Origin of the sequence: Embleya australiensis (assembly GCF_051903075.1) — a bacterium.
Classification (GTDB): Bacteria; Actinomycetota; Actinomycetes; order Streptomycetales; family Streptomycetaceae; genus Embleya.
The window spans coordinates 4,890,681-4,915,929 of the sequence record NZ_CP182422.1 but is presented as its reverse complement, the minus strand read 5'-3'; the positions used below and the strand labels follow the sequence as shown (position 1 = coordinate 4,915,929).

The 25,249-nt window shown below is 73.1% G+C and carries 24 protein-coding genes; 7 read left to right on the top strand and 17 right to left on the bottom strand.

The genetic code is table 11. The features are described 5' to 3' along the window. Positions 1-7: 7 nt before the first annotated feature. Together ACMXN5_RS21465 and ACMXN5_RS21460 are read right to left on the bottom strand one after the other, a co-directional pair. Entirely contained in the window at positions 8-1,255 is a 1,248-nt protein-coding gene (locus ACMXN5_RS21465; protein ID WP_439676584.1) for a CapA family protein, read from the bottom strand. A gap of 70 nt (positions 1,256-1,325) precedes the next feature. After that, a complete protein-coding gene (locus ACMXN5_RS21460) occupies positions 1,326-1,637 on the bottom strand; it encodes an L-rhamnose mutarotase (protein WP_439676583.1) in 312 nt (103 codons plus the stop codon). A 225-nt stretch (positions 1,638-1,862) separates the two neighbouring features. Here ACMXN5_RS21460 and ACMXN5_RS21455 point away from each other — a divergent pair, with 225 nt between their 5' ends. Further along, on the top strand, positions 1,863-2,723 hold the full coding sequence (locus ACMXN5_RS21455; protein ID WP_439676582.1) for a fumarylacetoacetate hydrolase family protein: 861 nt from the start codon (positions 1,863-1,865) through the stop codon (positions 2,721-2,723). Further along, positions 2,720-3,574, top strand: a complete 855-nt coding sequence (locus tag ACMXN5_RS21450) for an amidohydrolase family protein (protein ID WP_439676581.1) — start codon at positions 2,720-2,722, stop codon at positions 3,572-3,574. Before ACMXN5_RS21455 ends, ACMXN5_RS21450 begins: the two co-directional genes overlap by 4 nt. Positions 3,575-3,690: 116 nt before the next feature. Here ACMXN5_RS21450 and ACMXN5_RS21445 read toward each other — a convergent pair whose 3' ends face one another. The 6 genes from ACMXN5_RS21445 to ACMXN5_RS21420 all read right to left on the bottom strand — a co-directional run bounded on the left by ACMXN5_RS21445 (position 3,691) and on the right by ACMXN5_RS21420 (position 10,574). Beyond that, positions 3,691-4,521 carry a sirohydrochlorin chelatase gene (locus ACMXN5_RS21445; protein WP_439676580.1) on the bottom strand — a complete coding sequence of 277 codons (831 nt, stop codon included), beginning with the start codon at positions 4,519-4,521 and terminating at the stop codon, positions 3,691-3,693. Positions 4,522-4,597: 76 nt separating this feature from the next. Next, a complete protein-coding gene (locus tag ACMXN5_RS21440; RefSeq protein ID WP_439676579.1) occupies positions 4,598-5,179 on the bottom strand; it encodes a putative glycolipid-binding domain-containing protein in 582 nt (193 codons plus the stop codon). A gap of 87 nt (positions 5,180-5,266) precedes the next feature. After that, entirely contained in the window at positions 5,267-7,021 is a 1,755-nt protein-coding gene (locus tag ACMXN5_RS21435) for a hypothetical protein (RefSeq protein ID WP_439676578.1), read from the bottom strand. Between the two features lie 56 nt (positions 7,022-7,077). Then, complete coding sequence (locus ACMXN5_RS21430) at positions 7,078-8,865, bottom strand: hypothetical protein (protein ID WP_439676577.1); 1,788 nt, start codon at positions 8,863-8,865, stop codon at positions 7,078-7,080. 125 nt (positions 8,866-8,990) lie between these two features. After that, on the bottom strand, positions 8,991-10,253 hold the full coding sequence (gene fmdA / locus ACMXN5_RS21425; RefSeq protein WP_395787741.1) for a formamidase: 1,263 nt from the start codon (positions 10,251-10,253) through the stop codon (positions 8,991-8,993). Positions 10,254-10,298: 45 nt separating this feature from the next. Beyond that, a complete protein-coding gene (locus tag ACMXN5_RS21420) occupies positions 10,299-10,574 on the bottom strand; it encodes an FmdB family zinc ribbon protein (protein WP_439676576.1) in 276 nt (91 codons plus the stop codon). 162 nt (positions 10,575-10,736) lie between these two features. On the opposite strand from ACMXN5_RS21420, the gene ACMXN5_RS21415 reads away from it, so the two are divergent. The 4 genes from ACMXN5_RS21415 (at position 10,737) to ACMXN5_RS21400 (ending at position 15,027) form a co-directional block, all read left to right on the top strand. Beyond that, positions 10,737-11,480 carry an SDR family NAD(P)-dependent oxidoreductase gene (locus ACMXN5_RS21415; protein ID WP_439676575.1) on the top strand — a complete coding sequence of 248 codons (744 nt, stop codon included), beginning with the start codon at positions 10,737-10,739 and terminating at the stop codon, positions 11,478-11,480. After that, positions 11,477-12,232 (top strand): SDR family NAD(P)-dependent oxidoreductase, encoded by a 756-nt coding sequence (locus ACMXN5_RS21410; protein ID WP_439676574.1) that lies wholly within the window; start codon positions 11,477-11,479, stop codon positions 12,230-12,232. Before ACMXN5_RS21415 ends, ACMXN5_RS21410 begins: the two co-directional genes overlap by 4 nt. Before the next feature lie 156 nt (positions 12,233-12,388). Next, positions 12,389-13,771, top strand: coding sequence for a hypothetical protein (locus tag ACMXN5_RS21405; RefSeq protein WP_439676573.1), 1,383 nt, complete (start codon positions 12,389-12,391; stop codon positions 13,769-13,771). Beyond that, complete coding sequence (locus ACMXN5_RS21400) at positions 13,768-15,027, top strand: ABC transporter substrate-binding protein (protein WP_439676572.1); 1,260 nt, start codon at positions 13,768-13,770, stop codon at positions 15,025-15,027. Before ACMXN5_RS21405 ends, ACMXN5_RS21400 begins: the two co-directional genes overlap by 4 nt. A 226-nt stretch (positions 15,028-15,253) precedes the next feature. On the opposite strand, the gene ACMXN5_RS21395 is transcribed toward ACMXN5_RS21400, so the two are convergent. The 3 genes from ACMXN5_RS21395 to ACMXN5_RS21385 all read right to left on the bottom strand — a co-directional run bounded on the left by ACMXN5_RS21395 (position 15,254) and on the right by ACMXN5_RS21385 (position 18,150). After that, positions 15,254-16,324: a phosphotransferase family protein gene (locus tag ACMXN5_RS21395; RefSeq protein WP_439676571.1), complete on the bottom strand. Its 1,071-nt coding sequence runs from the start codon at positions 16,322-16,324 to the stop codon at positions 15,254-15,256. Then, positions 16,321-17,613 (bottom strand): acyl-CoA dehydrogenase family protein, encoded by a 1,293-nt coding sequence (locus ACMXN5_RS21390; protein WP_439676570.1) that lies wholly within the window; start codon positions 17,611-17,613, stop codon positions 16,321-16,323. The genes ACMXN5_RS21395 and ACMXN5_RS21390 overlap by 4 nt, the downstream gene beginning before the upstream one ends. Before the next feature lie 78 nt (positions 17,614-17,691). Beyond that, positions 17,692-18,150, bottom strand: coding sequence for a MarR family winged helix-turn-helix transcriptional regulator (locus tag ACMXN5_RS21385; RefSeq protein ID WP_439676569.1), 459 nt, complete (start codon positions 18,148-18,150; stop codon positions 17,692-17,694). A 115-nt stretch (positions 18,151-18,265) separates the two neighbouring features. Here ACMXN5_RS21385 and ACMXN5_RS21380 point away from each other — a divergent pair, with 115 nt between their 5' ends. Then, positions 18,266-18,832: a hypothetical protein gene (locus ACMXN5_RS21380; RefSeq protein WP_439676568.1), complete on the top strand. Its 567-nt coding sequence runs from the start codon at positions 18,266-18,268 to the stop codon at positions 18,830-18,832. Between the two features lie 9 nt (positions 18,833-18,841). Here ACMXN5_RS21380 and ACMXN5_RS21375 read toward each other — a convergent pair whose 3' ends face one another. From ACMXN5_RS21375 to ACMXN5_RS21350, 6 genes are all read right to left on the bottom strand, one after another. Further along, complete coding sequence (locus ACMXN5_RS21375) at positions 18,842-20,104, bottom strand: ABC transporter substrate-binding protein (protein WP_439676567.1); 1,263 nt, start codon at positions 20,102-20,104, stop codon at positions 18,842-18,844. A 4-nt stretch (positions 20,105-20,108) separates the two neighbouring features. After that, complete coding sequence (locus tag ACMXN5_RS21370) at positions 20,109-21,281, bottom strand: branched-chain amino acid ABC transporter permease (RefSeq protein WP_439678049.1); 1,173 nt, start codon at positions 21,279-21,281, stop codon at positions 20,109-20,111. A gap of 37 nt (positions 21,282-21,318) precedes the next feature. Further along, a complete protein-coding gene (locus ACMXN5_RS21365; RefSeq protein WP_439676566.1) occupies positions 21,319-22,209 on the bottom strand; it encodes a branched-chain amino acid ABC transporter permease in 891 nt (296 codons plus the stop codon). After that, positions 22,206-23,072: an ABC transporter ATP-binding protein gene (locus tag ACMXN5_RS21360; RefSeq protein WP_439676565.1), complete on the bottom strand. Its 867-nt coding sequence runs from the start codon at positions 23,070-23,072 to the stop codon at positions 22,206-22,208. Before ACMXN5_RS21360 ends, ACMXN5_RS21365 begins: the two co-directional genes overlap by 4 nt. After that, positions 23,069-23,878, bottom strand: a complete 810-nt coding sequence (locus ACMXN5_RS21355; RefSeq protein ID WP_439676564.1) for an ABC transporter ATP-binding protein — start codon at positions 23,876-23,878, stop codon at positions 23,069-23,071. Before ACMXN5_RS21355 ends, ACMXN5_RS21360 begins: the two co-directional genes overlap by 4 nt. 162 nt (positions 23,879-24,040) lie before the next feature. After that, positions 24,041-25,240: a PucR family transcriptional regulator gene (locus ACMXN5_RS21350; RefSeq protein WP_439676563.1), complete on the bottom strand. Its 1,200-nt coding sequence runs from the start codon at positions 25,238-25,240 to the stop codon at positions 24,041-24,043. Positions 25,241-25,249: the final 9 nt, after the last annotated feature.

Below are 25,249 nucleotides of genomic sequence, written 5' to 3'. Positions count from 1 at the left end.
CGGGCCCTTACCGGTCCTCCACCAGCCCCGCCCCCGCCGCGCCCTCGGACAACACCGCGTCGACCACCGTCGACCGCGCCGTCTCCAGCAGCGCCCGCGTGGCGGCCGGCGTGCCCGGGTCGGCGAGTGCCCGGTTCACGTCCAGGATCCGAAACGGCGGGCCGGGGTGGGAGTACAGCGGCCGGAACCGCGCCTGGGTCACGCTCCACCGCCCCGCCGTGTCGCGCGTGAAGGTGAACATCCCGGCCGAGCTGTAGTTGCCGCGCGGCTTGTCCGGGAAGTTGGCCAGTTCGTCGCCCATGCCGTAGATCACCCAGGTGCCGTTGACCTTCTCATATGCCTGCGGCACGTGGTTGTGGGTGCCGACGATCAGGTCGACGTCCTTGACCCCGTTGTCCGTCGAGGCGGTCAACTCCCGGGACAGCGTGCGCTGTTGCTCGTCCGGCTCGCGCTGCCACTCGGTGCCCCAGTGCAGGCTGAGCAGGACCACCTCGGCGCCGGCCGCGCGGGCGGCCCGGGCCTGGGCGATGATCCGCTGCTTGTCGATCACGTTGACCGACCACGGTTTGCCGTCGGGCAGCGGGATCCCGTTGGTGTCGTAGGTCCAGGACAGATGGGCGACCTTGACCCCCTTGACCTCCAGGATGGTCGGCGCCGCCTCCTCCTCGGTGCGCGCGCTCCCGGCGTGCCGCACGCCCGCCGCGTCCAGTGTGTCCAGGGTGCGCCGAACCCCGGCGAAGCCGCCGTCCAGCGTGTGGTTGGACGCGGTCGAGCAGCCGTCGTAGCCGGTGTCCGCCAGCGTCGCGGCGATCTGCGGCGGCGCGGCGAAGATCGGATACCCGGTGAACGGCCCCTCGGGCGGCCCGTACGGGGTCTCCATGTGGCACAACGCGAGGTCGGAGCCCTGCACGAGCGGCCGGACGTCGGCGAAGATGCGATGGAAGTCGTACCCCGAACCGCCCGCGTCCTGCTGCGACTGGGCGATGATCGTCGGGTAGGCGAGTACGTCGCCCGTGGTGGTCAGGGTGAAGCTCATCGGTGCTTTCCCGGCCGGCCCGCTCCCCGGCACCCCGGATCCGGACGGCCCGCCCGCGGTCGCGCTCGGCGCCGCGATCGCATCCCGCCGCGCACTGCCCTCGGTGCGGTCCGCGTCCCAGACCAGGGTGATCAGCCCGGTGAGCAGGCCGACCACCACGAGCGCGACGCCGGCCCGGCGTCCGGTGCGTGCCGGGTCCCTCGTACGTGACGTATCCATGGCCCCGTGTTCCCCCCCATGCGCGACCGCAGCCGAAGAGCGACCGTTCGGCCGAACGCGCCGGGGACGCTCAGAGCCGCCACACCTCGGGGAGGCTCGCCTGCGCGCCCGTCGCCGAGTAGTCGTGGCCGACTTCGGTCAGCTCGGCCATCCGGGCCTGCCAGGCGACGTTGACCGGGAGTTCGGCCAGTTCGGTGAGCAGCCGAGAGTAGTCCTCGCAGTCGATCACATGGAACAGCTCCGAGCCGCTGCGCCAGATGCTCCACTCGCGCACTCCCGCCGCCCGGATCGCCGCGGTCAACTCCGCCGGCACCTCGCGGTGGGCCTGCTCGTACTCGTCCTCGTGTCCCGCCCGCAGTCGGGTGTGCAGTGCCACGCGCATGTCGGCGCCCTTCGGGTCCCGGATCGACGCCGGCGGCGGGTCGTGGTGCGGACGGTTTCCCTCCGACCCGACCCAACCTTGACATTGATCCGATCATTAAGTTTCAGTGGTCGAGTCAATCTTGCATATCGGCAGTATCAAGGCCAGGGTTCCGGAAAATCGAGTCCCATTGGTCCGATGACTGAGTCGCATGCAGACCTTTCCGTACCTCTGGAGTGACCTTCCGTGAAATTCCTGCGGGTCGGCGCCCCCGGCCTCGAACGTCCCGCCGTGCTCGGCCCGGACGGGGCGGTGCACGACCTGTCGTCGATCACCGCCGACCTCGACGGCGCGTTCCTCGCCGGTGACGGTATCGCCCGGGCCCGCGCGGCGCTCGCGGCCGGCGAACTGCCCCCGATCGCCGAACCGGGTCGGATCGGCGCGGCCCTGGCCCGCCCCGGGAAGGTGGTGTGCATCGGGCTGAACTATCTCGACCACGCGGAGGAGACCGGCGCCGAGGTGCCGGCCGAGCCGATCGTGTTCATGAAGGACCCCGGCACGGTGATCGGCCCCGACGACGAGGTCCTGATCCCCCGGGACAGCCACAAGACCGACTGGGAGGTGGAGCTCGCGGTGGTGATCGGCGCCCGAGCCCGCTACCTGGAGTCCGACGCCGAGGCCGCGGCCTGCATCGCGGGCTACACGATCAGCAACGACGTCTCCGAGCGCGAGTTCCAGTTGGAGCGCGGCGGGCAGTGGGACAAGGGCAAGTCCTGCGAGACGTTCAACCCGCTCGGCCCCTGGTTCGTCACCGCCGACGAGGTGGCCGACCCGCAGGTCCTGGATCTGCGGCTGTGGGTCGACGGGGTGCTGCGGCAGGACGGTTCGACGGCGAAGATGATCTTCGGCGTGCATCACCTGGTCCGCTACCTGAGCCGGTTCATGGTCCTGGAGCCCGGCGACGTGATCAACACCGGCACACCGGCCGGCGTCGCCCTCGGCCTGCCGGGCACGCCCTACCTGCGCGCCGGCAGCGTGGTCGAGGTGGAGATCACCGGACCGGGCGGCTCGCTCGGCCGGCAGCGGCAGCGGATCGGACAGGCGTGAGCGAGGCCGCGCGGCGGATCGACGCGCACCACCACCTGTGGGACACCGACGCCCACCCCGACGCGTACGGGTGGATGGACGGCCCGTGGGCCGACCCGCTGCGCGGCCGGTTCGGGCCGGACGAACTGGCCCGGGCGGCCGGCCCGGTCGACACGGTCGCGGTCCAGGCGCGCACCGACACCCAGGAGACCCTGGACCTGCTCGCGATCGCCGCCGATCCGGGTACGCCGGTGGTCGCCGTGGTCGGCTGGATCGACCTGACCGCCCCCGACCCGGCCGGGCGGGCGGCCGCGCTGCGGGCCGCGCCCGGTGGTGAACTGCTGGTCGGCGTGCGGCATTTCGTCCAGGACGAGGCGGATCCGCAGTGGTTGGCGCGCCCCGACGTGGCCCGCTCGCTGGAAGCGCTGGCCGCCGCCAGGCTGACCTACGATCTGCTGGTGCGCGAACCGCAGTTGCCCGCCGCGGTGCGGGTCGCGGAGCGGCATCCCGGGGTGTCCTTCGTGCTGGACCACCTGGGCAAACCCGCGATCGGCGCGGGCGCGTGGCAACCGTGGGCGGACACGATCGAGCGCCTGGCCGCGCTGCCGAACGTCGCGGTCAAGCTGTCCGGCCTGGTCACCGAGGCGCACTGGCGGGACTGGACGACGGCGCAGATCCTCCCGTACGCCCGACACGCACTGGCCTGCTTCGGCCCGGAACGCACCATGTTCGGCTCGGACTGGCCGGTGTGCACCCTGGCCGCGTCCTACGACACGGTGGTCTCGATCGCCGACCAGGCGTGCGCCGAGCTGTCCGACGCCGAGCGGGACCTGGTGTTGGGCGCGACCGCCCGCCGGGTGTACGGCCTCTGACGGCACTTCGGGCCGGTCGCTTTCGACGGCGCATGGCACGGGGGGAGCCATGCGCCGTCGGGTGCGACACGAGTGTCGCCCGCGACCAGGCCCTGTCCGGCGGATCTTGGCGGGGCCTAGCCGCAGGCCTCCAGATACTTGTGCAGGATCAGCTTGGCCACCGCGGTGTGCGCGCCGATCGGCTCGGCCGCGGTACAGCCGGCCTGTTCGGCGACCTCGGCGATCCGGCCCGCCTCCACGTCCGGTCCGAGTACGTGCGGCGCGAGCGCTATCGACGCCGCGCCCATCTCGCGCAGCCGCTCGGCCGCGGCCACCACCGTCTTGGGATCGCCCAGGTCGGCGGTCATCACCGGCAGCGCCAGCCGGGCCGCGAGGAGCACACCGGTCACCTCGGCGGCGGCCACCGCCTCGGGGCCCCCGTCGGTGACCAGCACGATGCCCTCGGCGGCGGTGGCCACACTGAACAGTCGGGCCCGGTCGGCCCGGGCCAGGCCGGCCTCGGACAGCCGCTCGTGCAGCACCTCGGCCAGCAGCGGGTGCGGGCCGAGCACGCCGCAGTGCCGGAACTCCCCCTCCGCGGCGGCGAGCGCCGCCTCGGTACGGGCCGTGGCCGCGGCGTTCGGGCCGAGCAGGAGCGGGACGACGACCGCCTCCGGGGCACCGTTGAGGACGGCGGCCAGATCGGTGCCGTCCTCCTCTATCACCACCGGTCGGAGGTCGAGACCGGGCAGATCGGCGCCGGCCAACAGCGCGACCTCGCCCACGAGGGCGAGCAGTTCGCCGTTCGCGGGTCCGGGCACGGCGAGAATCAACGGTTTGGCGGCCTCCGGGAGTTCATGGGAGTCGGGCCGACGGTGCCGTCCGCCCTGACGGGGTTGCGGCACCCGGGTGGGCAGACCTGGGGTGCGGGCGGGCAGCGGGGACGCTGCGTCCGAGGAGGAGCTCATGGGATCGGATTTTATGGAATCCGGCCAAAGCCTTCACAGCCGGACGCCAAGAGCAACAGGACTGTTACGGCCATGATCACCGGTACTGCGTGCGCTCGGCCCGGATTCGGGTGCCCAATTGCGGATAGTCCACGACCAATCCGTCGCGGTACACGGACAGATCACTGGCGAAGTCGCCCGATTCGTACCGTACCCGAGCCCCGTCGGGGGTCGTCTCCAGGTGCGTGTACGTCTGCGCGGACGGGTGCACCACCAACTCCGGCACGGCCACGAAGGCCATCAGGAACCGGTGCCTGCCCGGCCCCTCGTGCAACCCGTGGCGCCGGATCGGCATCGTGTTGGTCAGCGGGGACAGGCCCAGGTCGCAGTCCAGCGCGTCGGACAGGTCCGGGCGCGGGACGCCGTCCACCGTCCAACCCTCGGCCGTGCGCCGCAGGTCCAGTCGCCTGGTCTCGCCCGCACCCTGCGCAACCACGCGCAACCGGGTGGTCACGAACTCCTCCGCCGTCTCCAACTGGTAGGTGAGCCGATAGGACCGGGGCGACGTGCCCAGGGCCTCGCCCCGGGCGCTCAGCCGGGACGCGCCCAACTCGACCCACGAGGTCTCCTGCCCGCCGCTCTCGGTCACCTGCCACGTCAGTACGCGCTCATCCGTCACGTGTGCATCGGTACCCCGAATCGGCCGCCCGCACCAACGCTTTTCCCGGACCCGCACACGACTCGCACACCACCGACCCCCTCCCGTTCAGCCCGCCGCGGCGGCCGCGGTCGCCAACAACTCGGGCAGCGTCCCGGCGAACGAGGGAGCCAGTCGGGCCGCGACCACCCGGGCTTCGATGCCCTCGCCCAGGTATTCGCGGAGATACGCGGGCATGCGCTCCCGATGCTTGTCGACCAGCGACGCGTCGGCGCCGTACCGCTGGATGCGGTCGTAGACGTCCAGTGCCTTCCCGGCGGGCACCAGGCCGGAGAACACCTGCTCGGCCAGTCCCGGAATCTTCGCCAACTCGACGCGCAGCCGACGCGCCTCGTTCGTGTACACGTGGTCGTGCCCGGTCTTGGCACACCACCGGCCGCGGACCGGCCAGATCGCCCGCAGGACGGTGCCGTCCTCGGCGGCGGCGAGTATCTCCGCCGGGCAGCCGGGGAACGTGCTCAGCGTGCGCGCCCTCGCGCCGGCCAACGGCTCCTCGGCGTGCGCCGCCAGGAGCAGCGGCCACCCCGTTCGCGGATAGCCCGGGGCGCCGGCTCGAAAGCCCATCGGCTCCCCGAGCACCGCGTGCCGGGTGCGCTTGTCGAACGCCCGTCGACACTCCTCCCGCATCCGCGTCCGGCCCGCGTCCCCGTCCGCGCACATCGCCCGCAACTTCGCGGCCACACCCGGTCGCAGCGGCAGGTCGTCGATCAGCCGCTCCGCCTCCGCCGGCCCGTGCCGGTCCCACAGGCCCAGCAGCGCGCCGAGCAGCACACCGCGCTGCACCGGCGGCACGAACGGCTCGTGCTGCTTGTTCTCGTAGCGGTTGTAGAACAGCGGGCGCAGCGCCGCGATCCCGCCGCGCTGCCACGCCTCGACCGCCTTGGACACCACCACGCTCGAGTAGCGCACCCGCAACAGCGCGGCGCGCACCAGGGACGGGTCGCCGGACCACACCGCAGGGCGCCGGTAGCGCACGTTGTCCGAACCGATCACCCGCGCCACCGTGGTCGGATCCAGCGGGACCGTGCCCGCGGCGGCCATGATCAGGTTGCGCTCGCGGTCGCCCACCCGGGGGTTGGCGTAGACGACCGCGTTCAACCCGGGGTCGCCCAGCTCGATCAGCGCGTCGAACACCTCGGCGCGCGGGTATGCGGCGGCGGCCAGCGTCCGGCGCTGTCGGGCGGTCGCGCGGCGCACCGTCTCGGCGACCACCTCGACGGGCAACGCGGCGCCGAAGTGCACCAGGTCGAGCAGGGTACGCGGGCGTAGGTGCGGGATCAGCGCGACCAGGTGCTCGGGGCCGGCGCACAGCAGCAGTTGCCGCCACTCGACGGCGATCGCGGCCGGCGGCGCGGGAATCGCCTCGCGACCGCCCGACCGCGCGCCCGCCTCCTCGATGGTCTCGGCGACCGTGCCTCGCCCGTTCGGGAGCAGTGCGAGCAGCCGCGACCAGGCGCGCGGGTCGGCGCCCAGGTGCCGGTCCAACAGCGCGGTGACCTCGACCATCGGGCGCAGATAGGACAGCTCGTCGTGCGAGCCGCAGTGGCGCAGGAAGCGCAGTACCGCGACTGCCGGTCGCGCGTCGGCGAACACCTCGGCGGTGACCCGCTCGTGCGGGCTGCGCGCCGCGGCCTTCATCAGGTCCGCGCCGGAGCCGTGTCGGATCACCGAGCGGATCAGCGCGACCGGAAGGCCGCGCGTCTTGTTCAGGTGCGGGGCGTAGGTGCCGCGCACCCGGGCGAACACGTCGCCCTCGGCGTTGTCCAGCGCGGCCAGCAGCGCGAACGCGGCGGGGTATTCCATCTCGAAGGCCCTCTCGGGGTCGTGGCCCACCCGGCGACGGCCGGTGCCGGGCGTGGTCAGGTGCGGGCGGCGCCGGCCGCGGTGGTGACCAGTTCGGCCAGGCTGCCCTCGAAGTCCGGCAGCAGCCGCAGCGCGACCACGGCGAACGGCACGCGGTCCGCCGGGGCGACCCGATCCGCTATCAGGGCCCGGAAACGCTCCCGGAGTTCACGAGCGGCGCCCGCGTCGGGAGCGATCGCCTCGCAGCGGCCGAGGAGTTCGGCGGCGGCCGCCGCGCGCGGCCGGGTCAGCACCTCGGCGAGCGGCATCCGCCCCGTCGCCAACGCGGTCGCGGTGGTCTGCTCCTCGGGGGTGCGCCAGTGCACGCCGCGTGGATCGGTCCAGGTCACCGGCGTCGGCCAACAGCCGGGGCGCGGGCGGTACGGGGAGCGCGGCACGGCCTCGGCGGCGCGGCGCAGCTCGTTCGGGCACCCGTCCTGGTCGAGCAGCAGCGCCAGCGCCCGGTCGCCGAACGGGTTGCGCCGGTGCGACCGGCGGATCTCGGCCCAGTCCACGACGGGTGTCTCGATCATCGGCCAGCCGACCGCGGGCAGGTGGCCGCGCAGCCGCCGGGCGAGTCGACGGGTGCCGCCGGCGGCGGCGACCTCGGCCCGCAGTCGGTCGAGCGCGCCCGGTTCGGCGAGCAGTTCGCGGCAGCGGGCGGCCAGGGGTTCCGGCAGGCCCAGGTCGGCCACCAGGTCCAAGGCGGCGCGCGGTCCGGATCGTTCGGCCAGCCGAAGCAGGGTGATCAGCAGCACCAGGCGGTAGCGCGGGGCCCGAAACGGCTGCGCCTGCCGCCCGGTCGGCATCGGCACCACGTGGTGGGTGTACGGGCGCAGCCCCTCCACTCCGCGTTCCTGCCAGATCGCCAGGCACTCGGACAGGGGCAGGCCCAGCGCGCCGCGCCGCAGCAGCGCGGAGCGGACCAGGAGCGGGTCGCCGGACCACAGCGCGGGCAGCCGGATCGTGATCGCCCAGTCGCGGCACACCCGTTCCGCCACGGTCGGGTGCAGCGGGGTCGCCGAAGCCATGATCCGGGCCCGGATCGCCGGGCCGGTGCGCGGGTTGAGGTAGACCGCCGCGTTCAGCGCCGAATCGCCCAGCTCGATCAGCGTGCCGGCCACCTCGGGGCGGGCCCGCCTGGCCCGGGCCAGCGCGAGCCGCTGGGCCGGCGTCGCCCGGGCGATCAGCCCGGTCAGCACGGCCGGCGGCACCTCGGCGCCGAACCGCAGCAGGTCGCGCACGGTGTGCGGGCGCAGCGCGGGCAAAAGTTCGGCCAATACCTCCGCGGGCGCGAGCAGCAACAACTGGCGGAGATCGGCGCGCAGATCCGCCGGAACGCGCAGATCGGCCGCCTCCTCGCCGGGCCCCGCCGCCGCCTCGCCCGCCCCCGCCGCCTCGATGGCCGCGCCCAGGGAGGTCGTACAGGTCGGCAACGCGGCCAACAGTCGGCCCCAGGCCGCGGTCGAGTCGCCGAGATGACGCTCTATCAACTCGCCGAGCCCGCGCGTGACTTCGGTGTAGGCGCGGGGATTCTTCGGGGCCAGCGCCCGCAGCGCCCGCAGCGTCGGCAGGGCCGGTCCGGTGTACAACCCGGCGAGCGCGCCGCGCGGCAGCCCCAGGTTGCCGGCGATCGCGAACAGCGCGGCCTCGTCCGCCCGGCGCAGCGCGTCGCGTACCAGGGCCGGCGGCAGCGTCTCGGTCTCCCGGAGTGCCGCCGGCATCTCCTCCCGCATCCGTGCGAAGATCGATCCGTCGACATCGTTCAATTCGGCCAGCAGCGCGATGATGGCGGTCTTCGACACTCGTGCACCCTCCGTGGCGTCCTCACCAGGAAGCTACGGGGTCCGGCCGACAACCACTCGGCCGAGGTGCACCCCGGCGCCGAAGCGCGCGGAGTGCCCTCTCCCTCGGTTCGCCGACCCCCGGTTCAGTCGCTGGTCGTGGCGCACTGCCCCCGGTCCACGCGCACCGGTCCGGCCGCCGACGGGCGGATGTCGACGTCGAAGATCTCCGTCGGCAGATACAGCGTCGCGCAGGCGTTCGGGATGTCCACCACGCCGGAGAACCGGCCCTCGATCGGCGCCGCGCCCAGGATCAGATACGCCTGCTCGGGGGTGTAGCCGAACTTGGTCAGATAGGTGATCGCGTTCAGGCAGGCCCGCCGATACGCCAACGTCGAGTCCAGGTAGCGCTGTTCGCCGTCCTCGGTGACCGAGAACCCGGTGAAGGTCAGGTATTCGCTGTACTGCGGCGCCGACCGCCCGGGCATGAAGATCGGGTTGGTGGTCACCCCGTAGGTCTCCATGCCGCCCTTGATCACGTCCACGCGCAGGTCGATGAAGCCGCCCATCTCGATCGCGCCGCAGAAGGTGATCTCGCCGTCGCCCTGGCAGAAGTGCAGGTCGCCCACGGAGAGTTTGGCGCCGTCGACGAATACGGGATAGAAGATCCGGGATCCCGCGGTCAGGTTTTTGATGTCCTGGTTTCCGCCGTTCTCGCGCGGCGGCGCGGTGCGCGCGGCCTCCCGGGCGGCCTCGGCCGCGCGTGCGGCGTCCATCGAGCCGAGCACGGCGGCGATCGGCTCGGGCGGCAGCGCGAGCGGCGGCACCCGGTTCGGGTCGGTCGCGCGCAGCGCGCCCTCGCGGGCGTTCCACTCGGCGAGCAGTCGGGCCGAGGGGGCTGTGCCCATCAGGCCGGGGTGGATCATGCCCGTCAGTTCGACCCCGGGGACGTGCCGGGAGGTGGCGCGTTGCCCGTGGAAGTCCCAGACCGCCTTGTACGCGCCGGGGAAGTGGTCGGTGAGGAAGCCGCCGCCGTTCTCCTTCGCGAACAGGCCGGTGTAGCCCCAGCCCTGGCCGGCCACCGGGCCGGTCACCGCGAAGGTGTCGTCCTGCGGGCAGGCACCGACGTCGAGGATGTCCACGATCAGCAGGTCGCCCGGCCGCGCGCCCTCGACCCCGATCGGGCCGCTGAGCTGGTGCACCATGGTCAGGTCCGCGTCGCGCACGTCGTCGGCGCTGTCGTTGTTGCCGATCGTGCCGTCGAACCACTCGCGACACTCGATCCGGAACTCGGCGCCGGGCTTGACCACGGTCACCGGCGGCACGTCCGGGTGCCATCGGTTGTGGCCGAGCGTCTTCTGCTCCCGGAAGGGGCGGGACTGGTCGACACCGAACACGATCTCGGGCATGTGACTCCTCGAAGCCTCTTGGTGACGGCGGCCGGTGACGGTGTGTCAGGGCCGGGGCAGTCGGGCGTGTCGGGGGTCTCCCGGCGCGCGTACTCCGGGTCGGGGTGGTGGGCCCGAGGTCACGGTGGGGGCGTGGGCCGAGCGCTCCTCGGCGGCGGCGGCGCGCATCCGGACGCCGTTGCCGGCCAGTCGCGGTGCGGTCCATACCCGCCGACCGGGCGCCGCGCAGGCGGGACATCGTTCGCTCGGGCCGGCCTCGCCCAGCGGGCGGGTCAGCTCGAAGTCACCGCAGTCCGCGCATCGGTACACGTAGGTCGCCACGATCGCCTCCTCACCTGGTCACCGGGTCTGCCGGAAGCACAACACAGCGCCGGGCAAAAGGAAACGGACGACACGCGGATCGCACCTGACGCATGGTCAATTCGCCTGCTCCGTGGTTCCATCGCGCTGTCGATCACCAGTCGCCCCACCTTCGGAGGTCCCGTGGCGGAACAAGTCGCCCTCGTCGTGGGTGCGACCGGCCTCGGCGAGGCCGTCGCGCACCGGCTCGTGGCGGACGGCCGCGACCTGATCCTGTGCGACCGGGAGGAGGCGCGGGCATCGGATCGGCTCGCCGAGACCGCCGCCGCCACGGGGGCGTGCGTGGTCACCGCCCGGGTCTGCCTGGACACCCGGGACGTCTTCCGCGACGCCCTCCCCGACCTGCTGCGGCAGGCCGGCCATGACGCGGTCGACGCGCTCGTGTACACGCTGTTGCCCGACGACGCGTTCACTCCGCGCCCGCTCGCCGCGCTGACCGACGAGCAGTGGCGGCGGCTGGCCGAGGACCCGGTCCGGCACGGCCTGACGGTGCTCCAGGCCGCCCGCGAACTGCTCGCCCCGCGCCGGGGCCGCCTCGTCCTGGTGGTGCCCGCGATCGCCCTGGAAGGCGCCGCCGACCTGGTCCCGCTCGCCACCGCCGCCGAGACGCTGCGCGCGTTGGCCAAGTCGGCCGCGCGCCGCTGGGCGGCCGACGGGATCACCGTCAACCTCGTCACCCCGGACGTGTTCGCCTACGGCGCCGAGCACCTGCGCGGCACCGACGTGGACCGGGGCGAGGCGGTACTGCCCGGCCCGACCACGCCGGCCGACGTCGCGGACGCCGTGGCGCTGCTGCTCGACCCGGCGGCGGCCCGACTGACCGGCACCACCCTGATCGTCGACGGAGGAGCGCTGATGACGCCGTGACCGAACACGTGGCCCTGGTGACGGGTGCGGCGGCGGGCCTCGGCAGGGGCATCGCCCTGGCCCTGGCGGCGGCCGGCTCCACCGTCGTGGTGACCGCGCGCCGACTCGCGGCCGGTGCCGAGGTGGTCGACGAGATCGCCGCGCGCGGCGGCACCGCGTGGGCGACCACGTGCGACGTCGCCTCGGCGGAGTCGGTCCGGGCCGCGATCGAGGCGACCGCGGCCCGCTTCGGCCGGCTGGACGCGGTGGTGCACAACGCCACGTCGCGGCGCTCCAGCGAACCGGTGGACCTGGAGCACGCGGACCCGGCGCTGTGGCGCGAGCACGCCGACGTCTCGCTCACCGGCTCGTTCACCGTCGCCCGTGCCGCGTACCCGCATCTGCGCGCCACCGAGGGCGCGTTGTTGCTGCTGACCTCCCCGGCCGGGATGCGCGGCAGCGCGAACCTGTCCTTCTACGCGGGCGTCAAGGGCGCCCAGCGGGGCTTCGTCAAGGCGCTGGCCCGCGAGTGGGGTCCCACCGGTGTCCGGGTCAACGGGCTGGCGCCGCTGGCCGTGACACCCGCGCTTGCGGCCGCGTTCGAGGCGGATCCGACCATGGAGGGGCGGATCGCGGACAAGGTGCCGATGCGCCGGGTCGGCGATCCGGAGACCGACATCGGGGCGCCCGCGGTGTTCCTGTGCGGGCCCGCCTCCCGCTACGTCACCGGCCAGACCCTGATCGTCAACGGGGGCCGGGACACGTTCCTGTGAGCCGGGCCGGGCGATGATCTCCACCAAATCCCCTCAAGCAGCCCGTACTTAACACACGGCACCCTTTTCCGACAAGGGCCAACACCGTGTGGTAACCGGCCGATCACGCGTCTAACCTGACCGGGTTGCCGAGCGGAACGAGGGGGCGCCCGTTCCATGTCCAGCACCACAGCAGGCTCGATCGCACACCGTCCGTCGCGGGTCCGGCCCCGGCTGCCCGCCTCCACGCCGAGCCGATTGGTCGCGCTGGCAGTGCTGTTGGTGCTCGCGCTGATCCCGGTCTGCACGCTGTCCGTGCTGATAGCGGACCGCTCCCGGGCGACCACGGCGGAATTGCGCGACCGGCGCATCCCGGCGGCGCTGGCCCTCGACCAGGCCGCCGCCGCGCTGACCGAGGCCGACCGGGCGACGGCGACGAGCCTGGTGTCGGGCGCGTTCTCGTTGACCGGTCCGGGGCAGGACTACCAGGACGCGGTCAAGCGGGCGAACCAGCACCTCACCGTGGCCGCCGACCTGCACCGTGACGATCCGGGCGCCCGCGCGCGGTTGACCGGGGTCAACGCGCTGATGGTCGAGTACACGATCATGGTCGGCCTGGCCCAGACCGGGGGCGACGGGCCGCTGTCCCTGGCCAACGTGTTCTACGCGTCCGATCTGCGGCGGTCGATCGTCACCGGGCTCTACGACCAGCGTCGGGCCGACCTGGAGGACATCCGGGCGGCCCGCTCGACCTGGTGGGTCGGTACGTACGTGGCGGTGCCGTTCGGCGCGACCGCGTTCCTGGCCCTGCTGCTCCTGCTGTTCGCGCACAGGTACCTGCGCCGCCGCTTCCGCCGCCGCACCAGTCCCCCGCTGCTGCTCGGCGCCGCCGCGCTGGCCGCGCTGATCGCCTGGACCGTGCTGCACGCGCAGACCACCCACGACCGGCTGGCCGAGGCGGCCGGGCGCGGGCTCACCGGTCAGTCCGCGCTGTGGCAGGCGCGTACCGCGGTCCACGAGGTGGTCGGCAGCACCGCCCTGGACCTCGCCTCGGGCGGGGTGCCGCGCACGAGCGACGTCAAGGCCGGACTGACCCTGCGGGACCTGGCCGAGCCGCTGCCGTCGGTGGGCGACATCGACGCGGTGCGCACCGGCGCCGACCCCAGGTTCGGCGGCCTGATCGCCACCGCGCTGGCCCAGGACCGATCGGTGCCGCTGCGGGCGGCGGGCGCGCGGGCGCTGACCGCGCTCGGCACGCTGCGCCAGGCGGGCGAGCGGGCGCGGGCCGAGGCGCCGCGTGGGGGCACCCGGGACGGCGGTGCCGGGGCGGCCACGGTGACCGGCCGGTCCGAGGGGCTCATGTCGAGCGCGGCGGACGACGCCGAGGCGGCGTTGACCGACGCGCTGATCGCCGGCCGCCGGGAGGCCGACGCGGCGCTGGCCGAGGCGGCCGACGACGGCGGGCTGACCGTGGGCGGCCCGGTGGTGTGCGCGGCCGTGCTGGTCCTCGCCCTGACGGGGGTGCTGGTGCGCCGATTCGAATACGGGAGGCTTCGGTGATCACTGGCGGCGGGCCGCGAGCGGCCTTCGGCGTACTGCTCCTGATCGGGGCGGCGCTGACCCCGGTGGCGTGCACCACCGCGCCGCCGGCGCGCGTGGTGAACGTGCTGGGCACATGGGAGGACGCCGAGCAGCGGGCGTTCGAGGACGTGGTGGCGCCGTTCGAGCGGGAGACCGGGATCGACGTGCGCTACAAGGGAACCCGGGACGTGGCGGCGGTGGTGGCCGCTCGGGTGGAGGAGGGCGATCCGCCGGAGATCGCGGTGCTCAGTTCGCCGGGCGACCTGCTGCACTACGTCAAGACGAACAAACTCGCGCCGCTGGACGGGGTGCGCCCGCAATACGCGCCCGAGTGGCTGGCGCCGGGGCAGGTGAACGGCCGTCAGGTGGCGGTGGTGCTCAAGGCCGCGCTCAAGAGCACGATCTGGTACAACCGGGCCAAACTCGACTCGATCCACGAACCGGTGCCCACCACGTGGGAGCAACTGAAGGCCACCACGGCCAAGTTGCGGGCCGCGGGCACGACTCCGTGGTGCATGGGGCTGGCCTCCAGCAGCACGTCCGGCTGGCCCGGCACCGACTGGGTCGAGGATCTGGTGCTGGCCCGCTCCGGGCCGGACATCTACGACGCCTGGGTGCGCGGGCAACTGTCCTGGGAGGCGACGGAGATCAAGTCGGCCTGGCAGAGCTGGGGAGAGCTGGTGACCAATCAGGACAGCGTCCGGGGCGGGCCGATCAACGTCCTGCTGAGCGGGTTCGACAAGTCGGAGCAGGTGCTCGACGCCCGCGGCGGTTGTGTGTTCGACCACCAGGGCTCGTTCGTGGCCGGCACCTACGCGGCGCGCACCCCGCCGGGCGCGACCCGCGGCTACGACACGTTCGCCTTCCCCGGGTTCGACACACCGCCCTCGCGCGAGGTCGCGGGCGACGTCGCGGCGATGTTCCATCCGACCCCGGCGGCCCGAGAACTGCTCAACTACCTGACGGGTACCCGGGCGCAGGCGTTGTGGGTCGAGACGGGCACCGCCCTGTCCCCGGACCGCGACGTGCCGCCGGACGCCTATCGGGACGAGGTGACCAGGCGGCTCGGCACCGAGTTGGCCGGGGCGCGATCGATCCGCTTCGACGGATCGGACCTGATGCCCACCACGATGCGCAGCGCGTTCCAACGGGCGGTGTCGGCCTACGTATCGGATCCGTCGGCCCTGGACCGCATCCTCGACGACCTCGAACGGGTGCGGGCCACCGCGTACTGATCGGGTCGGAGATCGTTCGGTTCCGGGAGGGACGCGGCGGGCCCGCCCCGGCCGGGCCCGCCTCGTCTCGAAGTGTTCGCCACGCTCCCTGGCGAACACCTGCAATCTTGGCCCCTCGACCGGCTACTCATGCGTATCCGAGGCGAAGTTCTTGAGAATTTTACTTTTCTCCGCACAACCATCGAGGGATTTGCCCCGATTCTCGGGGTTCGTTCCAGGCAGAACCTCACTCCTCCAGCGTGTCCCGGGCAATGGCCGTCAAACCGGTCACGAGGGACCCGATGCGTTGCCGACGCTCACCCGACGGATCCGCCGCGCGACCGAGCGCACCCGCACACACGATCGCGAGCTTGATCACCGCGAAGGCTTCCCAGAACGGGATATGACGGATGTTCAGCTCATCCCGGGCGCCGCGGTCGGCGCCGTCGACAGCACGCTCGGCGGCCCCGCGCTCGGCGAGGTACGCGGCGAGCAACCCGTCCGCCGTGGGCAATCCCGGATGGGCGTCCGGCGCGTGCCCGCCCCGCCCGGCCGCCAACAACCGTCCCGCCGGCCCCCAGTAGGCGAGCAGTTGACCGACGTCCGCCGCCGCCGGGCCGAGCGCGGCCAGTTCCCAGTCGAGCACCGCGAGCACCCGCTCCGGGCGGGCCCGTTCGTACATCACGTTGGCCAGGTTGTAGTCGCCGTGCACGATCCGGTCCGGGCCCGCCTCCGGCACCCGGGCGGCCAGCGCGGCCAACACCTCGTCGACCGCCGGCACCGACCCCACGGCGGAGGCCGCCCATTGCCGCCGCCACCGCCGCAACTGGCGTACCGGATAGGGCGCGGGCCGGGCGTAGTCGCCGAGCCCCGCCGCCACCGGATCCACCGCGTGCAACCGGGCCAGGGTGCGCGCCAGTTCGCCGCCGACCGCCGCCGCCGTGTCCGCGGCCAACCCCCGCACCGACTCGGCCCGGCCGTACACCACCCCGTCCAGCCGCCCCATCAGGTAGAACGGCACCCCGATCACCGCCGGATCCGGACACAGCGCGACCATCGGCGCGACCGGGACCGCGCCGCCCGCGAGCGCCGCCTGGAACCGGTACTCCCGGTCCATGTCGTGCGCGGTGGGCAGCCCGCCGCGCCGAGGCGGCGTGCGCAACACCAGGTCGACACCGCCGCCCCGCACCCGGTAGGTGGGATTGGACGAGCCGCCCGCCAACGCCTGGACCCGGGGCTTTGTCCCCCGCACAAACAGCCCCCGCCCGGCCATCCAGTCGGCGAGCGCCCGCGCGTCCACCACCCCCGGCCCGCTCACGGCAGGTCCAGCAGCGTCGCGAAGCGCGCCTCGGCCGCCGCGCGACGGGTCGGGATGTGCTCACTCGGCCACCCCTCGACCGCCCGCCGGCCGCGCAGCGCGAGTTTGGCCACCTGCGCGACGTGCACCTCGTCCGCGCCGTCCGACAACCGGAAGTTGCGGGCCAGTCGGTACATCTCCTCCAGCGGCAGGTCGGCCGAGTAGCCCAGCGCGCCGTGCACCTGGATCGCCCGATCGACCACTTCGTGCAGGATCCGCGCGCCCCGATACTTGACCTCCGACACCGCCTGGCGGGCCGCCGCCGGCCCCTGGTGGTCCCAGATCCAGGCGGCTTCGAGGGTCATCAGCCGCAACGCCCGGATGTCGATCGCGGATTCGGTCACCATCGCCTGCACCAGTTGGTGCTCGGCCAGCGGCCGGCCGTGCGAACGCCGGGACAGGGCCCGCTCGCAGAGCATGTCGAAGGCCCGCCGGCACTGGCCGATCCAGCGCATCGTGTGCTGGATCCGACCGCCGTTCAGCCGCTTCTGGGCGAGTACGAACGCGTCCCCGGGCGCGCCGATCAGGTTCTCGTGCGGCACCCGGCAACCCTCGAAGAGCAGTTCCGCGTGACCGCCGAGGTGGTGGGTCGCGGCGCCGTCGTACGGGTGGTGCATGGTGGGCACGTCGCGCACCACGCGCATCCCGGGCGTCCCCCGCTCGACCACGAACATCGAGGCCCGCCGGTGGCGTTCGGCATCGGGGTCGGTGACCGCGAAGACCAGCACGAAGTCGGCCCGGCGCGCGTTCGAGGCGAACCACTTGTGCCCGTCGATCACCCAGTCCGCGCCGTCGCGCACCGCCCGGGTCCGGATCCCGGTCGGATCGGAGCCGGCCGTGTGCGGTTCGGTCAACGAGAACGAACTGGTCAGCCGGCCGTCCAGCAGCGGCCACAACCAGCGCTCCTTCTGCGCCTTCGACGCACCCACGGCGAGCAGTTCACCGTTGCCCGAGTCGGGCGCCTGATTGCCGAAGACGGCCGGCGCGGACGGCGTACGCCCCAGGATCTCGTGCATCAACGCGAGCCGGACCTGCCCGAACCCGCCGCCGCCCAGGGCCGGGTCCAGGTGTGCGGCCCACAGGCCCCGGTCCTTGACCGCCTGCTTGAGCGGGTCGGTGACGGCGCGCCAGTTGTCCGCGCTCATCCGGTGTTTCACCAGGTCGAGCGGCTCGATGTCGTCGACCACCATCCGCCGGATCCACGCCAGTTCGGCGGCGACCTCCGGATCGGTACTGAAATCCCATGCCATGACGGGACGTTAACTCTGTTAATTAACAGAGTCAATCATCTCGCGCGCGACGCCGACCACCCGCGCCGACCGCACCGCTCACTGCTCGTCCAGCGGCCCGCGCAGGTCGGCCACCAACCGCTGCATACGATCGGCCAGGTCGTTCAGCTCCTCCGCCGTCCACCCGGACAACTGCCGCGCCAACATCGCGTCGTTGGCGGCCACGAACAGCCGGTACGCCTCGCTCCCGCGCGCGGTCGCCTCAAGCAGCGCCACCCGACCGTCCTCGGGAGCGGTGACCCGGACCGTGTAGCCGCCTTCCTCCAGGATGCGGATCTGCCGACTCAACGCGGCCGGTTGGATGTCGGCCCGCTCCGCCAACTCCGTCGGCCGAATCGGCCCGAAGTCGATGATGCGATGCAACACTCCGATCGCGACCAGGCTCAACGGCACCCCGGACCGCTCCATGTGCAGCGCGTCCAGCCGCCGACTGCTCATCAGCCTGCGGACCGAGCTGATCGCCTCGTTGATCCTGCGTCGGCTCGCCTCGTCGGTCATGGCGTCAGCGTACGGGGACCGACGAGAGCCCCGACGGCGGCCCGCCGCCCACTCCTTCGAGCCAATCGGCCCCGTACCCCTGTCCCCACCGACGTTCGTCCCCAAGACTGATCTTGTGCATGCCGAGGTGGTCGTCGAAGGCCCGAAAAACGATTCCGCAGACCGCGCGTTCGCGCTCGCCACGCCCGAGGCCGGGGTCGTGGTGGCCGCCGCGTCGACCGAGCCGGTGGGCGGGTGCGGGCACGGCATGGGGTGGTTCCTGCGGCGGCTGGGGGTGCACCTGCTCGCCCGGCTGACCGATCGGCCGGAGCGCGGCATCGCCGACTGCCTGGCCGACACGATCGCCGAGACCGCCGCGCTGCACGGGGCCCGCTGCGACCTCGGGCACGAGGCCACCCCGGCTGCCACGGTGGTCGCCTGTCGGGTGCTGACGCACGAGTTGCAATACCTGGTGCTCGGCCCCGGCGTGGTCCACCTGCACCACGACCGGGGCCCGAGCAGCCGGATGACCGGCCCCGACGGCCCGTTGGCCGCCGCCCGGGCCCGCCCGGGCATCGCCGCCTACGCCGGCGTCGGCACCGCCCGCCTGTACAGCCTCAGCGGCGCCTCCCTGGCCGCCGACGGCACCGCCCGACCGCCGGCCGGGATCACCCTGACCTTCGGCCCCCCGGCCATCCGATAGGGCGGGCCGCTACCCCGCCGCCGGCAACTTGTACTCCCGCGCCGCCGGCACCTCGTACGCGTCCTTGGCCACCACCAGGTTGCCCGGCGCGGCCTTGCTCGGCTTGAGGATGTACGACTTGTAGGTGGCCGGCTTGGTCACGTCGGAGAAGTCCTCGGGCGTGCCGAGGCCGGTGTCCATCTGCTTCTGCTGCCGGTGCGCGGCGATGATCCCGGCGTGCGACAGGTCCTTCGCCGCGCACGCCGCCTTCAGATCCTCGCCGAAGATCTTCATCGCGTTGTACCCGGAGATCACCCCCTGGTCCAGGGTCCCGTCCGGATACTTCGCCTTGTAGTCGGCGGCGAGCTTCTTCACCGCCGGGATGTCCGCGCCGATCGCCGGCGCCGCGCTCACCACGTACAACAGTTGCTCCAGCGCCCCGGCCGCCGCGCTCGCCATCACCTGCGGGTGGAAGCCCGGCGCGCTGGTGAGCACCGGCACCCGCAGCCCGGCCACCGCGCCGAAGCCGACCAGGGTCGCGGTCTGCGTCGGCCCGGCGCTGATCAGGATCGCCTTGACGCCCGCGCCGCGCAGTGCGGCGATCTGCGCGGTGAGGTCGGTGTCGGTGGCCTTGATCTTCTGCTCGACGATCTGCACGCCGAGCTTGCCGCCCGCGAACTTCGCGCCCGCCAGCGCGTTTTCGCCGTACTCGCCCTCGAAGTAGACGTGCCCGACCCTGTCCCCGGACTTCAGCTGCGCCGCCTGGACCAGGAAGTCCATCCCGTTGATCATGTCGATGTCGTAGGTGGTGCCGACGATCTGGATCTCCGACCGGTTCAGCAGGGTCGCCGGCCAGGCCTGCGGGAAGGTCAGGATCCGGTCCTGTTTCAGGCTGTCCTGCAACGCGGTGACCACGGCCGAGCCGATCACCTGCGGAAAGCCCGCGACGCCGCCCTTGATCTCGGTGTAGGCGGCCACCGCCTTCTGCACGTCGTAGCCGTGGTCGCGCACGGTGATCGCCAACTTGCGTCCGCAGATCCCGCCCTGCGCGTTGATCTCGTCCACGTACAACTGCTGGGCGTTGACAATGCTCTTGCCCAACGGCGCGTAGGGACCGGACAGATCGGTCAGCGCGCCGAGCGTGATCGTCGTATCGGTGACCCCGGGGCCGGACTTGACCCCACCCGACTGCTTGTCCTTCTTGTCGTCGTCGCCCTTGGTGCTGCACGCCGTCGCCGCCAGCACGAGCGCCGCGAGCGCCGCCCCCACACGCACGCCGTTCCGAAGCCTCACGGTGCTACTCCTTGGAGCCGATACGGATGGAGCCCTGGGTACGTCCGAGTCGTCCGAGTCCTTCGCCGCGCCCGCCGGGGCCACCGCCCGCCCGACCGCGCAGCAGGCCGACCAGGCCGCCCGGGGCGAACAGCAGGACCAGCACGATCGCCGCGCCGTACAGGTAGCGCGCGGCTTCGCCCGGCCCCACCCCCGACTCCGGGCTGCCGGGCGCCACCACGAGCGGCAGCGTGTCCGCGTACTTGCTCAGCACCTGCGGCAACATCGTCACGAACGCCGCGCCCACCACGGCGCCGGTGACCGAACCGAGGCCGCCGATCACGATCATCGCGAGGTAGTCGATGGACAGCGCGAGGCCGAAGTAGTCCGGCACCACCCGGTTGAAGATCAGCGCGATCAGCGCGCCCGCGAGACCCGCGTACATCGACGACACCACGAACGCGGCGGAGCGGTACCGGGCCGGCGCGACCCCCATCACCGCGGCCGCGATCTCGCTGTCCCGGACCGCGCCCAACGCCCGTCCGGGCCGCCCGCGCAGCAGGTTGCGCGCGGTCAGCGCGGCGACCAGGACCAGGATCAGCGCGAAGTACCACAACCGTTCGAGCCGACCGAAGGGAATGCCGAGCACCTCCAGGCCGTCCGGCCGGCCGTCGGTGAGGGTGAGGTCGCCGACCCCCATCGAGGGCACCGAACGCCCGTTGAAGCCGCCGGTCACCGACGTCGCGTTGAGCATGACGTGGTGTCCGATGAACACCAGGGCCAGCGTGGCGACGCCGAGGTACATCCCGCGCAGCCGCCCGGAGATCGGGCCGAACAGGCCGCCGACCACACCGGTCAGCAGCACCGCGAGGACCAGCGCGAGCAGCGGTGGCAGACCCGCGCCGCTCAGGTGGTGCACCCCCACCCGACCCGAGTCGCCCGCGAGCCAGACGTAGCCGTAGGCACCGAAGGCCAGGAAGAAGGCATGCCCGAGGGAGAGTTGGCCGGTGGTGCCGGACAGCAGGTTGAGCCCGATCGCACCGATCGCGGCGGCCATCGCGAACAGGCCGGTCTGCAACCAGAACGCGGTCACATAGAACGGCAGCACCAGCAGCACTCCGACGACCACGACCACCGCGCCGGGCCCGAACCATCGGCGCGGCCCCGGGCGGGCCGCCGCGGCGTGTCGGGCCGGAATCGATTCTGCGGCCCGGCTCTCCGGCGCGGACAGGCGCTCAGACACGGGCACGCTCCTTCGAGCCGAGCAGGCCGGTCGGCCGCCAGATCAACACGAGCAACATCACGACATAGGGGGCGACATCGCCGAGGTTGGCGCCGAGCCAGCTCAGATCGCTCTGATAGCCCGCCGTCAGCGCCGAGGTCAGCCCCACCAGCAGGCTGCCGAGCAGGGCCCCGGCGGCCGAGTCCATGCCGCCCAGGATCGCCGCCGGGAACGCGGCGAGCGCGATCTGCCCGGTGGACCGGTCCAGGCCCGCGGACGGGAACGCGGCCAGGAACACCGCCGCGACCGCGGCCAGCGCGCCCGCCACACACCACGCGATCAACTGCACCCGCCCGAGCCGCACTCCCATCAGCGCCGCCGCCTCCCGGTCCTCGGCCGCCGCGCGCATCGACAACCCCCAGGCGGTAAGGCGGAACGCCGCGAAGAACGCGCCGATCAGCAGCACGGCCACCACGACGCAGGCGATCCGCGCGTCGGCGATGTGCACACCGCCCCAGTCCCGCACGCCCGCCTGCCACGGATCGCCCAGGCTCAGCACGTCGGAGCCGATCCGGCGGGTGAGTTCGGTGGTCAGCAGGATGTCCACGCCGATGGTCAGGATGGTCAGGGTGTGCACCTCGGTGCGGCCCAGGCCACGGATGAACAGCATCTCGACCAGGCCCGCCACCGCGGCCGTCACCGCCACCGCGACGAGCAGCGCGAGGGTGAAGCCGAGGCCGTCGTGCAGCTTGGCCACGGTGAACCCGCCGAGCAGCAGCAGCGACGCGTGCGCGAAGTTGATCACGCCCGACGCCTTGAAGATCACCACGAAGCCGAGCGCGATCAGCGCGTAGACCGATCCGAGCGCGAAGCCGTTGAGGACGATCTCGGCGAGTTTGGTCATCGGGACTCCTCGTGGCTCTCGCTCCGGCCGCCGTCGCCGCCCGGGTCGTGCTCGCCGCCCCCGCCACCGTCTTCGCCCTCGTCCCCCGCGCCGAGGTAGGCGCGGATCACCGCGGGGTCGCGCCGCACCTCGGCCGGTGTGCCGCTCGCGATCCGCCGGCCGAAGTCGAGCACGGTCACCGCATCGGCGATCCGCATCACCAGCCCCATGTCGTGCTCGACCAGCACGATCGAGATGCCGAGCGAGTCCCGGATCGAGGCGATCGTGTCCGAGGTCTGTGCCCGCTCCTCGGCGTTCATCCCGGCCACCGGTTCGTCGAGCAGCAACACCCTGGGTTCCATGCACAACGCGCGGGCCATCTCCACCCGCTTGCGCATGCCGTACGGCAACAGCGCGACGGAGCTGTCGAAGACCGCGCCCAGGTGCATGAACTCGGCGATCTCCCGGGCACGTTCGCGATGCCGGCGCTGCTCGCGGACCATCCTCGGCAGGCGCAGGGCGGTGGCCGCGAAGCCGGAGCGGGTCAGCACGTGCCGGCCGAGCATCAGGTTGTCCGCGACCGTGCCCCGGGTGAGCACGATGTTCTGGAACGTACGGGCGAGGCCGAGACCGGCGATCCGGTGCGGAGGCAGCCGGGTCAGGTCGTGCGCGCCGAGCCGCACGCTGCCGCGCTCGGCCCGGTACACCCCGGAAAGCACGTTGAAGCAGGTCGACTTGCCCGCGCCGTTCGGGCCGATGACCGCGTGGATCGTGCCCGGCGCGACGGTGAAGCCGACCGCGTCCAGCGCGAGCAGGCCGGCGAAGCGTACGGTCACCGCGCGCAGCGTCAGCTCGGGCACGTCCGGTGTCGCCGCGCCGCTCATCCGGTCCACCGTCCGAGCTCCCGGGGCGGAGCGGTCCGGACCGGTGCGGGTGCGCCCTCCGTCTCCACCGCCTCGCCCAGGTACAACCGGCGCACCTCGTCGGTGCGGGCGAGGTCGGCCGACGCACCGGCCAGCCGCACCTCGCCGACGTCGAGCACGTACGCCTTCTCGGCCAGGTCGAGGGCGATCGTCGCGTTCTGCTCGACCAGCAGCACGGCCGTGCCCCGGGCGGCGATCTCCCGGATCACCCCCGCGATCCGACCCACCATGCGCGGCGCGAGGCCGAGCGAGGGTTCGTCCAGGAGCAGCAGGCGCGGTGCGGCCATCAGCGCCCGGCCGATCGCCAACATCTGCTGCTCGCCGCCGGAGAGCAGGCCGGCGCGCTGCTCGCGCCGCTCGGCGAGGACCGGGAACAGGTCGAGCACCCGGTCGTGTTCGGCACGCATCCGCGCCGCCCGCCCGCGCCGGCCCAGCGTGCCCGCGCGCAGGTTCTCGGCCACCGTCAGGTTGGCGAACACCCGCCGCCCCTCCGGGACCTGCACCACCCCGGCGCGCACGATCGCGGCCGGGTCGCGGCCGCCGAGCCGGAAGCCGTCGTAGTGGATGGAGCCGCCGGCGATCGTGCCCCGATGCAGGGGCAGCGTGCCCGACACGGCCCGCAGGAGGGTGCTCTTGCCCGCCCCGTTCGCGCCGAGCACGGCCACCACGCCGCTGCCGGGCACGTCGAGGCAGACGCCGCGCAGGGCCCGGACGGACCGGCCGTAGACGACCTCCAGGCCCTCGACGAGGAGCGCTCCCGGTTCCACCGCACCCCTCCCCCGCTGTTGGAGTGACCGCGATCACAGCACGGGGGGTGCACGGAGTCCAGATCCGCCCGCGAGGTCGGGGCAGCCGACCAACGCGGCGGCGCACGCCTTGTGCAGCGGCACAGCCCGGACCGCGCGGCACACGGTGTCCCGGGCCCCTCCTCAGGCGCTCAGTCGATGCGCGTCCAGGGCCAACGCCAACTCCACCAGGTCGCGCGGCAGGCCCAGTTCGCGCCCGGTCAGCTGTTCCATCCGACGCAGCCGATTGAGCACGGTGTTGCGATGGCAGAACAACCGCCGGCCCGCGCGCACCGCCGAGCCGCCCGAGTCGAGCCAGGCACCGAACGTGCCGAGCAGCAGGTCCCGGTCCACCGCGTCCAGGGCCAGGATCGGCCCGAGCACCCGGGCCGCCAGATCCCGCGCCAGATCGGGCTGCGAGGCCACCAGGGCGGCGGGCAACCGCTCGTCCAGGCGCGCGCACTCACCGTCGGCGGTACACGTGCGCAGCGCGATCTCGGCGAGCCGCCGGGCCCGCCCCAACGCGGCCAACCCGTCCACGATCGGGCTGATCCCGGTCCGCGACCCGGCCACCGGGCCGAACGTTTCGGCAATCTCGTCCAACCCCGAGGTGCCGAGCAGGACCACCGCGAACTCCCCCTCCGCGCGCGCCCGCCAGACCACCCGCACCCCGTTCGGCGCGGCCCGCCGAGGCGCGTCGTGCACGCCGGTGCCGGGCAGCGGATGGCGCACCGCGACCACGGCGTAGCGGCCCCTCTCGGGCAGGTCCAACACCCCCGCCGCCGCGGCGAGGTCCGCCTCCGGCGCCCGGCCGTCCAGGAGCGTGTCCAACAGGGCGTGCACCCGCTCGTCGTGACGGTTGGTCAGCTCGCTCTGGACCCGCCGGTACTCGTCGGCGATCGCGCTCGCGTGCCGGTCGACGAAGTTCCACACGTCGGTGGCCACGTGTACCAACAGCCGTACCTCGTCCGGCTCCTGCTCCGCCGCGACCTCTACGAGCGTCTGCCACAACATCACCCCGCCGAGCCGGTAGGCGTGCAGCAGCGCCTCCAGCGGCACCCCCTGCTCGGCCCGCCGCCGGGCCAGGCGCCCCGACGCCCAGCGGCTGCCCTCCAGTTCGCGCGGCCAGACCGCGAGCGCGCCGACCGCGACCCGAAGCGCCTCGTGCGTGCTCTGCCACAACTCGTCCGGCGGCACCCCGCCCGCCACATAGGCGGGTTCGAGCTCCTGCAACTCCGCCACGAGCCGATCGGTCAGCTCCGGCAACCGTCCCGGCAGGGCCCGTGCCGCCCGCCGCAGCAGCGCGCTGTGTTTCGGCCCGTCGGACCCCTCCGCATCGACCATGGAACCCCA

Coding starts and splice junctions, on each gene's coding strand:
- ACMXN5_RS21465 (WP_439676584.1), bottom strand. CDS start 1,255: ATGGATACGTCACGTACGAGGGACCCGGCACGCACCGGACGCCGGGCC.
- ACMXN5_RS21460 (WP_439676583.1), bottom strand. CDS start 1,637: ATGCGCGTGGCACTGCACACCCGACTGCGGGCGGGACACGAGGACGAG.
- ACMXN5_RS21445 (WP_439676580.1), bottom strand. CDS start 4,521: ATGAGCTCCTCCTCGGACGCAGCGTCCCCGCTGCCCGCCCGCACCCCA.
- ACMXN5_RS21435 (WP_439676578.1), bottom strand. CDS start 7,021: ATGGAATACCCCGCCGCGTTCGCGCTGCTGGCCGCGCTGGACAACGCC.
- fmdA (WP_395787741.1), bottom strand. CDS start 10,253: ATGCCCGAGATCGTGTTCGGTGTCGACCAGTCCCGCCCCTTCCGGGAG.
- ACMXN5_RS21405 (WP_439676573.1), top strand. CDS start 12,389: ATGTCCAGCACCACAGCAGGCTCGATCGCACACCGTCCGTCGCGGGTC.
- ACMXN5_RS21390 (WP_439676570.1), bottom strand. CDS start 17,613: ATGGCATGGGATTTCAGTACCGATCCGGAGGTCGCCGCCGAACTGGCG.
- ACMXN5_RS21385 (WP_439676569.1), bottom strand. CDS start 18,150: ATGACCGACGAGGCGAGCCGACGCAGGATCAACGAGGCGATCAGCTCG.
- ACMXN5_RS21365 (WP_439676566.1), bottom strand. CDS start 22,209: ATGACCAAACTCGCCGAGATCGTCCTCAACGGCTTCGCGCTCGGATCG.
- ACMXN5_RS21360 (WP_439676565.1), bottom strand. CDS start 23,072: ATGAGCGGCGCGGCGACACCGGACGTGCCCGAGCTGACGCTGCGCGCG.
- ACMXN5_RS21350 (WP_439676563.1), bottom strand. CDS start 25,240: ATGGTCGATGCGGAGGGGTCCGACGGGCCGAAACACAGCGCGCTGCTG.